This is a genomic window from Pseudomonas sp. 50_B (assembly GCF_017491625.1).
Taxonomy (GTDB): Bacteria; Pseudomonadota; Gammaproteobacteria; order Pseudomonadales; family Pseudomonadaceae; genus Aquipseudomonas; species Aquipseudomonas danubii.
Map to the genome: position 1 here is coordinate 1 of NZ_JAFGYX010000002.1, position 12,946 is coordinate 12,946.

Consider the following 12,946-nt stretch of genomic DNA (forward strand, 5'->3'; position numbering starts at 1 on the left):
AACCGCTTTCGACCGAGAGGATCGAATCGTTAATAAGGCGAAAACACACTGCCTTACCAACTGCTTCTGGCTTCGATGAACTGAAGCGCAACCGCTGCCGAAAACCGCGTAACTCGTTGAATCTCAAGGAGTTTTCCGTTTCGACTGCGCCGGAAGTGGGGCGAATTATAGACCTGTAGAATCTGCCGTCAACACTTAATTTGCATTTTCTATGATTCAACGCAAAAAGCCCTGCCGGCAGCGTCTATATAGAGGCGCAAAAAAGACTTTGCGCACTATATTGCTCATTGAGCATTAGTTAAGCATCATGACCCACGCGCTCCTCCCCTCAGACTCTGGATGACTCTCCGCATGAACGACCAACCGCGCAGCCTTGCCTCGACCTTGTTTCCGGTGGGGTTACTGCTCATTGCCATGGCCTCGATTCAATCAGGCGCCTCCCTGGCCAAGAGCATGTTCCCCGTCGTTGGCGCCCAAGGCACGACCACCCTGCGCCTGATCTTCGCCAGCATCATCATGCTGCTTCTATTAAGGCCCTGGCGCGCCAAGTTCACCGCCAACACGCTGCGCACCGTGATTGTCTACGGCATGGCCCTGGGCGGGATGAACTTCCTCTTCTATATGTCCCTGAGAAGCGTGCCCCTGGGAATCGCTGTCGCTCTGGAGTTCACCGGCCCATTGGCGGTGGCCATCTACGCCTCACGCAAGGCTATCGACTTCCTGTGGATCGCCCTGGCCATCGTCGGACTGCTACTGCTGATTCCCACTGGAGCTACCGAAACCGCCATCGACCTAGTGGGCGCAGGCTACGCACTCGGGGCTGGAGTCTGCTGGGCACTGTACATCCTGTTCGGGCAAAAGGCCGGGGCCGAAAACGGTATCCAGACCGCAGCCCTGGGAGTCATGATCGCGGCACTCTTCGTCGCTCCTATTGGCATCGTCCACGCCGGCGCCGCACTACTCACACCTTCCTTGATCCCCGTAGCCCTGGGCGTGGCCATCTTGTCTACCGCGCTTCCCTATAGTCTGGAGATGGTCGCCCTGACTCGCATGCCCGCGCGCACCTTTGGCACCCTGATGAGTATCGAACCCGCTTTCGGTGCACTTTCCGGCCTGCTATTCCTGCACGAATACCTTTCCCTCGCGCAATGGATGGCCATCGCCTGCATCATCCTTGCTTCCGTAGGGGCAACCCTGACCATGCGCCGCGAGTCCAAACCATTAGTTGCGGTTGATTGAGATTCAACTCTGGTAATTGCCGTTCAATTAGGCCATGTTTAGTCGGCTACTCAACGTCAGCCATGGAGTTGTCAGACAGGGATATCGCAAACGCAAAAGACCATAGCTAATGCAGTCACACTCGGGCGTTAGATCCGGGGCTAGCGATAAGGACGGGGATGAAACGATTTTTGATAATGTTGGCCGTACTTGCCATTGCAGGCTGCGCTGCGACCGCGAAAACTGAAGTCAAACGGGGTAAGAAAGGACTCCACATCAACTGCTCGGGTTTGTCTTCTTCCTGGGATAAGTGCTACACCAAGGCCACCCAGTCCTGCGGCCCCAAAGGCTACAAGGTGATCGCCAAATCTGGTGATGCCGTGGAGGACCCGGGGGATTACCCCTTCGGCCTGAACCCAGCCGGTTACACCAGCCGCAGCATGATCATCATCTGCAAATAGTGGCACCGTTCAATCTTCGGGCAGCCCTTCCAGCTGCCCAATGATCTGTTCATGGCTCGACGCCAGCACCTGCTGCTGGATACTCGGGCTCACCAGCATTCGCGCCACCACCAACGCGCCGACACACTGCGACAGAATCGACCAGGCCAGGCTGTCGCTACCTAAAGTCTGCGCCCAAGCCTGATGCAAACGGCAGATCCAGTCTTGCGCCTCCTGTCGGACTTCGACACTGCCCCGAGCAATCTCCGCACCCAACGCTGGCAACGCACAGCCCGCTCCCGGCTGCTGCAGATGCGCCACACTCAAATACTGCTTCAGACAGCGCCGCAGCTTTGCCTGATTCTGCCGCCCCTCACCGCCCAGGCGCTCCAGGCTCTGGCTCAACTCGCGCTCGACGATGGAACCGAACAACTCGTCCTTGGACGTGAAGTGCGTATAAAAAGCCCCGCCACTGAGGCCGATGGCCTTCATCAACGCATCCACACCGACAGTAGAAAAACCGTTGTTCTTGGCCTGGGTGGCACTGCTCTGCAGTAGGCGTTCACGGGTTTCCTGCTTATGGCCGACTGAATAACGCATTCCTGATGGACTCCCCTGCTCGCTTGACGACAGAAAAATCATAGCATAACGTTCGTTTAGTTAACGATCGTTTACCCAATAGCGAGCCTCCCATGACTACAGCCTCGAACAAGAACAAAGTCGTACTGGTGGTCGGTGCCGGTGATGCCACCGGTGGTGCCATTGCCAAGCGTTTCGCCGCAGAAGGCTTTACTGCCTGCGTGACCCGACGCAGCGCGGACAAACTGCAGCCGCTGGTGGAGGCCATCCAGCAAACCGGTAGCCAAGCCCATGGTTTTGCCTGCGATGCGCGTAAAGAAGAAGACGTGGTGGCACTGATCGAACAAATCGAAACCCAGATCGGTCCGATCGAAGCCTTCGTCTTCAACATCGGCGCCAACGTGCCCTGCAGCATCCTTGAGGAAACCGCACGCAAATACTTCAAGATCTGGGAGATGGCCTGTTTTTCGGGCTTCCTCAATGCCCGCGAGGTGGCCAAGCGCATGGTCACCCGCAAGCGCGGCACCATCCTGTTCACCGGCGCTACCGCCGGGGTCCGCGGCGCTGCGGGCTTTGCCGCCTTTGCCGGCGCCAAGCACGGTATCCGCGCCCTGGCCCAGAGCATGGCCCGGGAGCTGGGGCCCTTGAACATCCACGTCGGCCACATCATCGTCGACGGCGCCATCGACACCGACTTCATCCGCACCAGCTTTCCCGAGAAATATGCCCTCAAGGATCAGGACGGCATCCTCAACCCCGAGCATATCGCCGAGAACTACTGGTACCTGCACAGCCAGCCCCGTGATGCCTGGACCTTCGAACTGGACCTGCGTCCCTGGAACGAACGCTGGTAATCCCCTTCCATAACAACAATCAGGGAATCTGCATCATGAATAAAAAGGTGGAGTTCTTCTTCGACCTGGGCAGCCCGACTTCATACCTGGCCTACACCCAACTGCCGAAGATCTGTGCCCAGACCGGCAGCCAACTGGTGTACCAACCCATGCTGCTGGGCGGCGTCTTCAAGACCACCGGCAACGCATCCCCCATCAGCGTCCCCGCCAAAGGCCGCTACATGCTGCAGGACCTGGCGCGCTTCGCCCAGCGCTATCAGGTGGAGCTCAATTTCAACCCGCACTTCCCCATCAACACCCTGCTGCTGATGCGCGCCACGACCGGAGTGCAGATGCATTTACCGGAACGCTTCATCGATTTCATCGACTGCCTGTTCCGCGCACTCTGGGTCGACAAACGCAACCTCAACGACGCCGCCAGCGTCGCCCAGGTCCTGGAACAAGGCGGTTTCGACCCACAGCAGATCCTCGACCTGAGCAATGCCGAGGACGTCAAGACCGCTCTCAGGAACAACACCGAACAGGCCTTGCAGCGGGGAGTATTCGGTGCTCCCAGCATGTTCGTGGGTGAGGAATTGTTTTTCGGTCAGGATCGGCTCGACTTCGTCCGGGAAGCCTTGAGCAAGTGACCACCAGCATCTGCGGCGACGCTTGAGTCGCCGCAGCCACCTCACCCGCGTTGCGCGGGTGAGGCCTTGCATCAGATCGCCGCAGTGCGCGCCTGCAACCACTCCAGCGCCGCCCCTTGCAACAGCGGACTAAGGCGCCGGCGAACATCACCGTGATAAGCGTTGAGCCACTCGCGCTCATCCTGAGTCAGCAACGACGGTTCCAGGCAACGGCTGTCGATCGGGCACAACGTCAGGGTTTCAAACTTCAGGAACTCACCAAACTCGGTCGTACCTGCCTCACGGTTCAAGACCAGATTCTCGATCCGCACCCCCCAACGCCCGGGACGATAAGTCCCCGGTTCGATGGAAGTAATCATCCCCGGCTGCATCGCGGTTTGCGGCGCCGGTGCGGCCTGATAGGCAATCACCTGCGGCCCCTCATGCACATTCAGGAAGTAGCCGACACCATGCCCGGTGCCATGTCCGTAATCCACGCCTTCGGCCCAGATCGGCGCACGAGCGATGGCATCCAGCAGCGGCGAAAGAATGCCCCGAGGGAACTGCGCCCGGGACAAGGCGATAACCCCCTTGAGCACTCGGGTGCAATCGCGCTTCTGCTCGGCACTTGGTGTACCGATCGGCACCATGCGGGTGATATCGGTGGTGCCGCCCAGGTACTGGCCGCCGGAGTCGATCAGCAACAGGCCATCGCCCTCGATCACCGCGTGTTCTTCAGGCGTGGCGTGGTAATGAGGCATCGCCCCATTGGCATTGAATGCGGCAATGGTATTGAAACTCAGGGAGACATAACCCGGACGCCGCTCACGGGCGGCGGTCAGGTGTTCATCAATGGTCAGCTCGGTGACTCGTTCACGCCCCAGGGCACTCTCCAACCAGGCGAAGAACTCACAGAGGGCCGCGCCGTCCTGCTCCATGGCCTGACGAATGTGCTCGGCGTCCGCCAGGCTCTTGCGCGACTTGGACAAGGTAGTGGGATTGAGCCCTTCCAGCAGCTTCACCCCGGGAAGCAGATTGTCCAGCAGGCCGCTGGTGACCCGTGCCGGATCAATCTGCAAGGTCGCGTCTTCAGGCACTGCGCGCAGCGCCGCCGCCACTTCCGAATAGTCCCGCAGGCTCACGCCATCCGCCTCCAGCACCCCACGCAGCGGGTCATCGACCTTGCTCAAGGCCACGAACAAAGTGGCCTGCTGCTGGCTGATCAAGGCGAAGGACACAAACACCGGGTTGAACGAAACGTCCGCCCCCCGCAGGTTGAACAGCCAGGCGATATCGTCGAGGGTGGCGATGAAATGCCAATCCGCGCCACGCTCCTTCAGGGTTTCCCGCAGCTTGCCGAGCTTCTCCACCCGGCTCTGCGTCGCCTGCGGCGGCACGTGTTGATACACCGGCTGATCCGGCAACGCGGGACGATCACTCCACACTTCCTGAAGCAGATCGATGTCGGTCCGCAGACGGGCTCCGCGCTCCTGCAACTTGGCGCTCAGGGTGCGGGCCGAGGCCACAGCCATCACCGCGCCATCTACCGCCACCACCGCGCCTTGCGGAGTCTGCTCCGCCAGCCAGTCCAGGGGGCCAGGCTGGCCCGGCTGCAACTTCACCAGTTCGATACCACTGCCCTTGAGCTCCTTGCTGGCCTGTTCCCAGTAACGGCTGTCGGCCCAGACCCCGGCAAAATCCGCGGTCACGATCAGCGTGCCCACCGAGCCATGGAAGCCCGACAGCCACTGGCGCCCCTGCCAGTAACCCGGCAGGTATTCCGACAGATGCGGGTCGGCCGACGGCACCAACAAGGCATGAATGCCCTCGCGGCTCATCAACTGACGGACGTGCGCCAAGCGCTGGGGGACCACTCCCTGGGTCGAAGGCTGGGTACTCATTGTGTCTCCTTAACCGGCTTATTCATTGTTATGGAAGATCGAGATCACTCGACCTTCAAGACTGGGCTCCGGCCCAGAACGCCGGAGCAGTGGCGCATGACGCCTTGATCAATTGTGCGGCGCGATCCACATCCTCCTCGGTGGTAAAACGCCCGAGGCTCAAGCGAATGGTGCGACTGGCCTGCAATGCATCGTGCCCCAATGCCAGCAGCACATGGGAAGGCGCATTGCTTGCCGAATTGCAGGCCGAGGTCGCGGAAAACGCCAGGGACGCACTCAGAGCTGCCGAATCGAAGCCCCCCTCGCTGAAAGTCAGGCTCAAGGTATGGGGAATGCGCTGGCTGACACTGCCATTCAAGCGCAGGCCGGCAATGCCCGCCAGTTGCTCCAGCAGTCGCTGGCGCAGACGGACGATGGCCGCGGTTTCTTCCTCGAACAACTCACCCGCCAGGGCAAAGGCCGCGCCCATGGCGGCGATCTGATGGGTGGCCAGGGTCCCGGAACGCAATCCGCCTTCGTGACCGCCACCATGAATCTGCGCCAGCAGCCGCTGCTGCGCCCGCGGCCCGACATACAGCGCGCCGATGCCCTTGGGGCCATACACCTTGTGCGCGGAGAACGACATCAGGTCCACCGGCCAGCGCCCAAGATCAATCGCCACCTTGCCGGCACCCTGGGCCGCATCCACATGCAGCAGCGCACCTCGCTCACGCACCACCTGGCCAATCGCCGGGATGTCGTTGAGGGTGCCCAGTTCGTTGTTGACCAGCATCAACGACACCAGAAAAGTGTCGTCGCGCAAGGCTTCACTGACCGCCTGGGCGGTGATCAACCCGTCGGCGTCGGGCACCAGATAGGTCACCGCCACGCCGGCTTCCTGCAACTGGCGGGCGGTGTCGAGCACCGCCTTGTGTTCGATCTGGCTGGTGATGATGTGCCCACCGCTCAGGCCCCGAGCCTGCATCACGCCCTTGAGCGCCAGGTTGTTGGATTCGGTGGCGCCGGAAGTCCAGACGATCTGCTCCGGCTGCGCCCCCACCAACTGTGCGACTTGCTGCCGGGCGCGCTCGACACTGCGCCGCGCCTCCTGGCCAAAAGCATGGGAACTGGACGCCGGGTTGCCGAAATTGGCGTTGAAACCCAGACATTCCAGCATGACCTGGATGACCCGCTCATCCACCGGCGTGGTGGCGGCGTAGTCGAAATAAAGAGGACGCTTGTTCATGACTGAAGACCCGCAGAGCTTGTTCCAGGATCGGCATTGGCTCAGAGAAGATGATGCACAAGCGCGCCGTACAAGAACGGCGCGTCAACAGCGGGCACTGAGCAATACGCGATCGGATGCAGTTAAAGAAGAACACCTTCGTTTAAAAGTGCGTAGGAACGCTCCTGGGACGCAGCTTAACAGGCTCGGGGCAACGCGTTGAAGCGCCGCTTAACTGATGTTTTCCAGCAGCAAGGGCGCCAGGGAAATCACCAGCAATCCGGCCATTCCCAGATTGAACAGGCGCAGCCAGCGAGGGTTGCGCAGCACATTGCGCAGCAAGCTGCCGCACGCGGCCCAGAGGCTGACCGTAGGGGCGTTGATCAAAGCGAACACCGCCGCGATCACCAGCACATTGGTGAAATAACCCTGTAGCGGGGTGTAAGTGCTGATGGCCCCCACCGCCATCACCCAGGCCTTGGGATTGACCCACTGGAACGCCGCAGCCCCCCAATACCCCAAAGGTTGCCCCTGGCCCTGCTGCTCCTCGGACATGGGCCCGGAACGGGCGATCTTCCACGCCAGGTACAGCAGGTACGCCGCTCCGACATATCGCAGCACGCTGTACAGCAACGGATAAGCCTCGAACACCGCCCCCAGGCCCAGGCCAACCGCCAGCACCAGAACGAAAAAACCGCAGCTGATGCCCAGGATATGAGGAATGGAACGGTTGAAGCCGAAGTTCACCCCCGAGGCCAGCAACATGGTGTTGTTAGGGCCGGGCGTGATGGAAGTGACCAGGGCAAACAGGGCGAACGCCAACAGCAGGTCAACGGAAAGGGTCATGAATGCAAGGTCCTGGGCAAGGGCGATCAGGCCTCGACCCTAACTCAGGGCCTGCCTGAAACCCACGGACAGTTACGCAAAACTTCGACCCGTACAGTTCTCTTCAACTGGCCGGATGGTGTCGACTGATATTGCGCTGGGCGCTCATCTCGCCCTGGTGATCGAACGCCGCAGGACGGCCAAGCAGCTCGGCCTTTTTCTGCTGGTACTCATCGAACGACAAGCCGCGGCGATTCAAGGCTTCCAGCGCCAGTTCGCGGGTTTCCTCGGCCGTGTAGGGACGCAGCTCAGTAGTGCCCGGGCTGGCGCAGCCGGCCAGCACGCTAAAAACCAACATCGACAGAACAACGGAGGAAGCCTTCATGGCGAGCACCAGGAGCGGGTTGCGAACAATGAACAAAGGCTACTCCCGCACCGGCACTGGCAAAAATCATCCAGCTCGATAGTCGCTATTGACCGTTCCAAGGCCTTGGCAGCCACCCCTCATATTCCATAAAGACCTATAAATATGGAAACAAGCTCTTTTGAGGAATAACAGCAAGCCTTTATAACAGCTGCATTGCGTTGCCCAACTGTTGCCCTGGCAACTGTTCATCCGGCAACAGTCGATCAACAAAACAGTGCCTGCGCAACAGCAGCCAATCCGCACCGGATCGCCGGAAAGCCCCGTAATACAAGGCTTTAACGGGTTGGTACAGCTCTTGCTCCCGATCCAGGACACCTGCCATTGCTCGTAGAGCCACTGTTTAAAAAGGAACCGATCATGTCCCGTCCCTTGAACGTCGTTGCCCTCTCCGGTGGAACCTGGCGCCCGTCCCGCACCCTGGTGCTGACCCAGGCCCTGCTGGACGAACTGTCCGGGCACCTGCCGATCAACAGCCACCTCATCGAACTGGGCGATATTGCCCGTCCGCTAGGCGCAGCCCTGTCGCGCCAGGAACTGCCCGCCGAGGTCGAGGCCGAGCTCCAGGCCATCGAAAACGCCGACCTGTTGATCGTTGCCGCCCCGGTCTATCGCGGCTCCTACCCTGGCCTGCTCAAGCACCTGTTCGACCTCATCGACCTGAACGCCTTGATCGATACCCCGGTGCTGCTGGCCGCCACCGGAGGCAGCGAGCGCCACGCCCTAGTGCTGGATCACCAGTTGCGTCCGCTGTTCAGTTTCTTCCAGGCCCTGACCCTGCCGATCGGCGTGTACGCCACCGAAGCCGACTTCAGCCATTACCAGATCACCAGCGAACTGTTGAAAGCCCGCATCCAGCTGGCCGCCGAACGGGCCGCGCCGCTGTTTGGCGCTCACCCGAAAAACCTGCTGAAAATCGCTTAAGGACCTGTCATGGATGTGTTCTGGTTTCTTCCGACCCACGGCGACGGCCACTTCCTGGGCACTGCCCAGGGCGCCCGCCCGGTCACCCTCAACTACCTCAAGCAAGTGGCCCAGGCTGCGGACAGCCTGGGCTATCACGGCGTGCTGATTCCCACCGGACGCTCCTGCGAAGACTCCTGGGTCATCGCCTCGGCCCTGGTGCCGCTGACCGAGCGCCTGCGCTATCTGGTGGCGATTCGCCCGGGGATCATCTCCCCCACTGTTTCCGCGCGCATGGCCGCCACCCTGGACCGGCTGTCCAACGGCCGCCTGCTGATCAATGTGGTCACCGGTGGCGACCCGGACGAGAACCGTGGCGACGGCAGCTTCCTCAGCCACAGCGAACGCTACGAAGTGACTGACGAATTCCTGCAGATCTGGCGCCGGGTGCTGCAAGGCGAAGCCGTGGACTTCGAGGGCAAGCACCTGCATGTGCAGAACGCCAAGGCCCTGTATCCACCGGTGCAGAAACCCTATCCCCCGCTGTACTTCGGCGGCTCCTCCGAGGCCGCCCACGAATTGGCTGCCGATCAGGTGGACGTGTACCTGACCTGGGGCGAGCCTCCGGCGGCGGTAGCCCAAAAGCTGGCCGACGTGCGCGAACGCGCTGCGCGCAAGGGCCGCAAGGTGAAGTTCGGCATTCGCCTGCACGTGATCGTCCGCGAAACCGAGGACGAAGCCTGGAAAGCTGCGGACAAACTGATCGGACACATCAGTGACGACACCATCGCCGCCGCCCAGCAATCCTTCGCGCGCTTCGACTCCGAAGGCCAGCGGCGCATGGCCGCCTTGCACGGCGGTCGCCGCGATCAGTTGCAGATCGCGCCCAACCTCTGGGCCGGGGTCGGCCTGGTGCGTGGTGGCGCCGGCACCGCCCTGGTAGGCAACCCACAACAAGTGGCCGAGCGCATCAAGGAATACGCCGACCTGGGGATCGAGAGCTTCATCTTCTCCGGCTATCCGCACCTGGAAGAGGCCTACCGCTTCGCCGAACTGGTGTTCCCACTGCTGCCGGAACCCTATGCCAGCCTGGCCGGCCGCGGTCTGACCAACCTGACCGGGCCGTTCGGCGAAATGATCGCCAATGACGTGTTGCCCAACAGCCGCTGAAATCCCCAAAGCTGTTGTAGGAGCCGGGTTGCCGGCGAAGGCGATCTTCCGGCCCTCTTCGCTGGCAAGCCAGCTCCTGCAGCTCGCAGTACCTTTTCCCGGCCGCCGCAACGGCCACCCACGAGGAACACCGCGTGACTGCCAAACCGCAAAGCGCCCTGTTGTCCCCCTTGCAGACCGCTCGCCAACTGACCGCCGAGTTTGCCCTCACCGCCGTCGAACGCGATGAACGTGGCGGCACCCCCAAAGCCGAGCGTGATGCCCTGCGCCACAGTGGCCTGCTGGCCCTGAGCATCCCCACCCAGTTCGGCGGGCTCGGCGCGCCCTGGAGCGAAACCCTGAACATCGTCCGCGAGTTCGCTCGGGTCGACAGCTCCATCGCCCACGTCTTCGGCTTCCATCACCTGATGCTGGCCACCGTGCGCCTGTTCGCCAAGCCCGAACAATGGCAACCCTGGTTCGAACAGACCGCGCGCAAGAACTGGTTCTGGGGCAACGCCCTCAACCCGTTGGACACCCGCACCCTGGTCAAGAACCTCGGCGGCTGGCGCGAGTTCTCCGGCAAGAAGAGCTTCTGCTCCGGGGCCAGCGATTCGGAAATGCTCATCGCCTCGGCAGTGGATGAGAGCAACGGCGGCAAATTGCTGATCGCCGCCATCCCCAGCGGCCGCAGCGGCATCACCCTGCACAACGACTGGAACAACATGGGCCAGCGCCAGACCGACAGCGGCAGCGCCACCTTTGAACGGGTCAGGGTGGAAGAGTCGGAACTGCTGCTGGACCCGGGCCCGCTGAGCACCCCGTTCGCCTGCCTGCGCCCGATGATCGCTCAGCTGACCTTTACCCACATGTTCCTCGGCATTGCCGAAGGCGCCTTCGAGGAAGCCCGGCAATACACCCTGAGCGAGACCCGGGTCTGGCATAAGTCCAGCGCCCAGGACGTGCGCCAGGACCCTTACATCCTCAGCCACTACGGCGAATTCTGGGTGGCCCTGGAAGGCATCCGCCTGCTGGTGGAGCGGGCCGCCGGGCTGCTGGACCAGGCCTGGGCCAAAGGCCCGAACCTCAGTGCCGAGGAGCGCGGGCACCTGGCCACGGCGATCGCCACCGCCAAGGTCGCCGCCAGCCGCCAGGGCCTGGACCTGTGCAGCCGGCTGTTCGAAGTCACCGGCGCACGCTCGACCCACGCCTCCCTGCGCCTGGACCGCCATTGGCGCAACCTGCGCACCCAGACCCTGCACGACCCGCTGGATTACAAGCTTCACGAGCTGGGTGACTGGGCACTGAACCAGTCCCTGCCGACCCCGACTTTTTACTCCTAGCCCTATTGTTCACGGAGAGTGCCGATGCAGCTGCTGACCCTACCCCCTTCGCCCGCCCTGGCGACCTCGATCCGCGCCACCGCCCAGGTGTTCGAGGACCCGAAATCCCAGGCCCTGCTGGCGCACCTGCAACAGGTGGCACCCAGTGAAGCCAGCGTGCTGATCATCGGTGAAACCGGGACCGGCAAGGAGCTGGTGGCACGCCATATCCACAACCTCAGCGCCCGGCGCAACCGGCCGTTCGTGGCGGTGAACTGCGGAGCCTTCTCCGAATCCCTGGTGGAGGCCGAACTGTTCGGCCATGAAAAAGGCGCCTTCACCGGCGCCCTCAGCGCCAAGGCCGGCTGGTTCGAAGAGGCCGACGGCGGCACCCTGTTCCTCGACGAGATCGGCGATTTGCCCATGGCCATCCAGGTCAAGCTGCTGCGGGTGCTGCAGGAGCGCGAAGTGGTGCGCCTGGGCTCGCGCAAAAGCATCCCCATCGATGTGCGGGTCCTGGCCGCCACCAACGTGCAACTGGAAAAGGCCATCAACGCCGGGCACTTTCGCGAGGACCTGTATTACCGCCTGGACGTGGTCAGCCTGGAACTGAGCCCGCTGCGCGAGCGCCCCGGCGACATCCTGCCCCTGACCCGGCATTTCATCGAGGCCTACAGCCAGCGCCTGGGCTACGGCAGCATCAGCATCAGCAAAGAGGCTGAATACAAACTCAAGAGCTACAGCTGGCCGGGCAACATCCGCGAACTGGAAAACGTCATCCACCACACCCTGCTGATCTGCCGCAACGGCGTGATCGAGCGCGATGACCTGCGCCTGTCGAACATGCGCATCGAGCGTGCCGACGACAGCCATCCCAGCCACGACGACTCAGCCGAAGCGCTGCTGGACCGCGCCTTCCAGAAACTCTTCGCCGAACAGGCCGGCGCCTTGCATGAAAAGGTCGAGGACGCCCTGCTGCGGGCGGCCTATCGCTTCAGCCACTACAACCAGGTGCACACCGCCAACCTGTTGGGCCTGAGCCGCAACGTCACCCGCACCCGGCTGATCAAGATCGGCGAACTGGCGGTCAACAAGCGGCGCCCGGTGGACGCCCACAGCGAACGCACCCTGCAGTTGTCGATCTAGAGCAGTTTGCAGTGCAAGGCATTGTCCTGGCTGCGGGCAATACTGCTCAGCACCTGGAACGAACCGAAGGTCACGGTCTTGGCCTGATGGGTCAGGATCAACTGCCAGAAATCCTGCTCGCCGCTCTCGAAACGCTCGAAGGCCGCCTCGCCGGCTTCCCGGGATTGCCATTGCAGGTAATTGAGCACCCGCCGACCGTCGTCGCTGGCCTGCACACTGGCACTGAGAAAGCCGCCATAGCCCTGGGCCAGACGCTCGGTCTGCAAGGACAAGGCCGACACCAGAGCCTCCTGCTGGTGCGGTTCGATCTCGAACTCGATCAACTGGGTGAAACTGCGGTTTCTCTCAAATGCGGTCATGAACGGCTCCTTAC

General features: G+C 61.9%; 14 protein-coding genes. 8 read left to right on the plus strand and 6 right to left on the minus strand.

What is annotated here, in order from left to right; all coding sequences use genetic code 11:
- Positions 1-351: 351 nt before the first annotated feature.
- Positions 352-1,239, plus strand: a complete 888-nt coding sequence (gene rhtA, locus J5M73_RS03075; protein WP_102860986.1) for a threonine/homoserine exporter RhtA — start codon at positions 352-354, stop codon at positions 1,237-1,239.
- Between the two features lie 158 nt (positions 1,240-1,397).
- On the plus strand, positions 1,398-1,679 hold the full coding sequence (locus J5M73_RS03080; protein WP_102880366.1) for a hypothetical protein: 282 nt from the start codon (positions 1,398-1,400) through the stop codon (positions 1,677-1,679).
- 9 nt (positions 1,680-1,688) lie between these two features.
- Here J5M73_RS03080 and J5M73_RS03085 read toward each other — a convergent pair whose 3' ends face one another.
- Positions 1,689-2,258 carry a TetR/AcrR family transcriptional regulator gene (locus J5M73_RS03085; RefSeq protein WP_102860984.1) on the minus strand — a complete coding sequence of 190 codons (570 nt, stop codon included), beginning with the start codon at positions 2,256-2,258 and terminating at the stop codon, positions 1,689-1,691.
- 92 nt (positions 2,259-2,350) lie between these two features.
- Between J5M73_RS03085 and J5M73_RS03090 the strand changes: the two genes are divergently transcribed.
- Positions 2,351-3,091 (plus strand): SDR family oxidoreductase, encoded by a 741-nt coding sequence (locus J5M73_RS03090; RefSeq protein ID WP_102860983.1) that lies wholly within the window; start codon positions 2,351-2,353, stop codon positions 3,089-3,091.
- Positions 3,092-3,126: 35 nt separating this feature from the next.
- On the plus strand, positions 3,127-3,720 hold the full coding sequence (locus J5M73_RS03095) for a 2-hydroxychromene-2-carboxylate isomerase (protein ID WP_102860982.1): 594 nt from the start codon (positions 3,127-3,129) through the stop codon (positions 3,718-3,720).
- 71 nt (positions 3,721-3,791) lie between these two features.
- On the opposite strand, the gene J5M73_RS03100 is transcribed toward J5M73_RS03095, so the two are convergent.
- The 4 genes from J5M73_RS03100 to J5M73_RS03115 form a co-directional block, all read right to left on the minus strand.
- Positions 3,792-5,600, minus strand: coding sequence for an aminopeptidase P family protein (locus J5M73_RS03100; protein WP_102860981.1), 1,809 nt, complete (start codon positions 5,598-5,600; stop codon positions 3,792-3,794).
- A gap of 55 nt (positions 5,601-5,655) precedes the next feature.
- A complete protein-coding gene (locus J5M73_RS03105) occupies positions 5,656-6,825 on the minus strand; it encodes an aminotransferase class V-fold PLP-dependent enzyme (RefSeq protein ID WP_207815012.1) in 1,170 nt (389 codons plus the stop codon).
- Positions 6,826-7,035: 210 nt separating this feature from the next.
- A complete protein-coding gene (locus J5M73_RS03110) occupies positions 7,036-7,650 on the minus strand; it encodes a LysE family translocator (RefSeq protein ID WP_102860979.1) in 615 nt (204 codons plus the stop codon).
- A gap of 103 nt (positions 7,651-7,753) precedes the next feature.
- On the minus strand, positions 7,754-8,014 hold the full coding sequence (locus tag J5M73_RS03115; protein ID WP_207815014.1) for a hypothetical protein: 261 nt from the start codon (positions 8,012-8,014) through the stop codon (positions 7,754-7,756).
- Between the two features lie 399 nt (positions 8,015-8,413).
- On the opposite strand from J5M73_RS03115, the gene msuE reads away from it, so the two are divergent.
- The 4 genes from msuE (at position 8,414) to J5M73_RS03135 (ending at position 12,573) form a co-directional block, all read left to right on the plus strand.
- The gene (gene msuE / locus J5M73_RS03120) at positions 8,414-8,977 is read left to right on the plus strand and encodes an FMN reductase (protein ID WP_102860977.1); all 564 of its coding nucleotides are present in this window, start codon (positions 8,414-8,416) and stop codon (positions 8,975-8,977) included.
- Positions 8,978-8,986: 9 nt separating this feature from the next.
- A complete protein-coding gene (gene ssuD, locus J5M73_RS03125) occupies positions 8,987-10,126 on the plus strand; it encodes an FMNH2-dependent alkanesulfonate monooxygenase (RefSeq protein WP_102860976.1) in 1,140 nt (379 codons plus the stop codon).
- A gap of 134 nt (positions 10,127-10,260) precedes the next feature.
- Positions 10,261-11,448, plus strand: a complete 1,188-nt coding sequence (locus tag J5M73_RS03130) for an acyl-CoA dehydrogenase family protein (protein ID WP_207815016.1) — start codon at positions 10,261-10,263, stop codon at positions 11,446-11,448.
- A gap of 24 nt (positions 11,449-11,472) precedes the next feature.
- Positions 11,473-12,573 (plus strand): sigma-54 dependent transcriptional regulator, encoded by a 1,101-nt coding sequence (locus J5M73_RS03135; protein ID WP_102860974.1) that lies wholly within the window; start codon positions 11,473-11,475, stop codon positions 12,571-12,573.
- Here J5M73_RS03135 and J5M73_RS03140 read toward each other — a convergent pair.
- The gene (locus J5M73_RS03140; RefSeq protein WP_102860973.1) at positions 12,570-12,932 is read right to left on the minus strand and encodes an antibiotic biosynthesis monooxygenase; all 363 of its coding nucleotides are present in this window, start codon (positions 12,930-12,932) and stop codon (positions 12,570-12,572) included. The genes J5M73_RS03135 and J5M73_RS03140 overlap by 4 nt on opposite strands.
- Between the last annotated feature and the right edge of the window lie 14 nt (positions 12,933-12,946).

Excerpts from the sequence above, each read along its gene's own strand:
- rhtA (WP_102860986.1), top strand. The coding sequence starts at position 352 with ATGAACGACCAACCGCGCAGCCTTGCCTCGACCTTGTTTCCGGTGGGG.
- J5M73_RS03080 (WP_102880366.1), top strand. The coding sequence starts at position 1,398 with ATGAAACGATTTTTGATAATGTTGGCCGTACTTGCCATTGCAGGCTGC.
- J5M73_RS03085 (WP_102860984.1), bottom strand. The coding sequence starts at position 2,258 with ATGCGTTATTCAGTCGGCCATAAGCAGGAAACCCGTGAACGCCTACTG.
- J5M73_RS03090 (WP_102860983.1), top strand. The coding sequence starts at position 2,351 with ATGACTACAGCCTCGAACAAGAACAAAGTCGTACTGGTGGTCGGTGCC.
- J5M73_RS03095 (WP_102860982.1), top strand. The coding sequence starts at position 3,127 with ATGAATAAAAAGGTGGAGTTCTTCTTCGACCTGGGCAGCCCGACTTCA.
- J5M73_RS03100 (WP_102860981.1), bottom strand. The coding sequence starts at position 5,600 with ATGAGTACCCAGCCTTCGACCCAGGGAGTGGTCCCCCAGCGCTTGGCG.
- J5M73_RS03105 (WP_207815012.1), bottom strand. The coding sequence starts at position 6,825 with ATGAACAAGCGTCCTCTTTATTTCGACTACGCCGCCACCACGCCGGTG.
- J5M73_RS03110 (WP_102860979.1), bottom strand. The coding sequence starts at position 7,650 with ATGACCCTTTCCGTTGACCTGCTGTTGGCGTTCGCCCTGTTTGCCCTG.
- J5M73_RS03115 (WP_207815014.1), bottom strand. The coding sequence starts at position 8,014 with ATGAAGGCTTCCTCCGTTGTTCTGTCGATGTTGGTTTTTAGCGTGCTG.
- msuE (WP_102860977.1), top strand. The coding sequence starts at position 8,414 with ATGTCCCGTCCCTTGAACGTCGTTGCCCTCTCCGGTGGAACCTGGCGC.
- ssuD (WP_102860976.1), top strand. The coding sequence starts at position 8,987 with ATGGATGTGTTCTGGTTTCTTCCGACCCACGGCGACGGCCACTTCCTG.
- J5M73_RS03135 (WP_102860974.1), top strand. The coding sequence starts at position 11,473 with ATGCAGCTGCTGACCCTACCCCCTTCGCCCGCCCTGGCGACCTCGATC.
- J5M73_RS03140 (WP_102860973.1), bottom strand. The coding sequence starts at position 12,932 with ATGACCGCATTTGAGAGAAACCGCAGTTTCACCCAGTTGATCGAGTTC.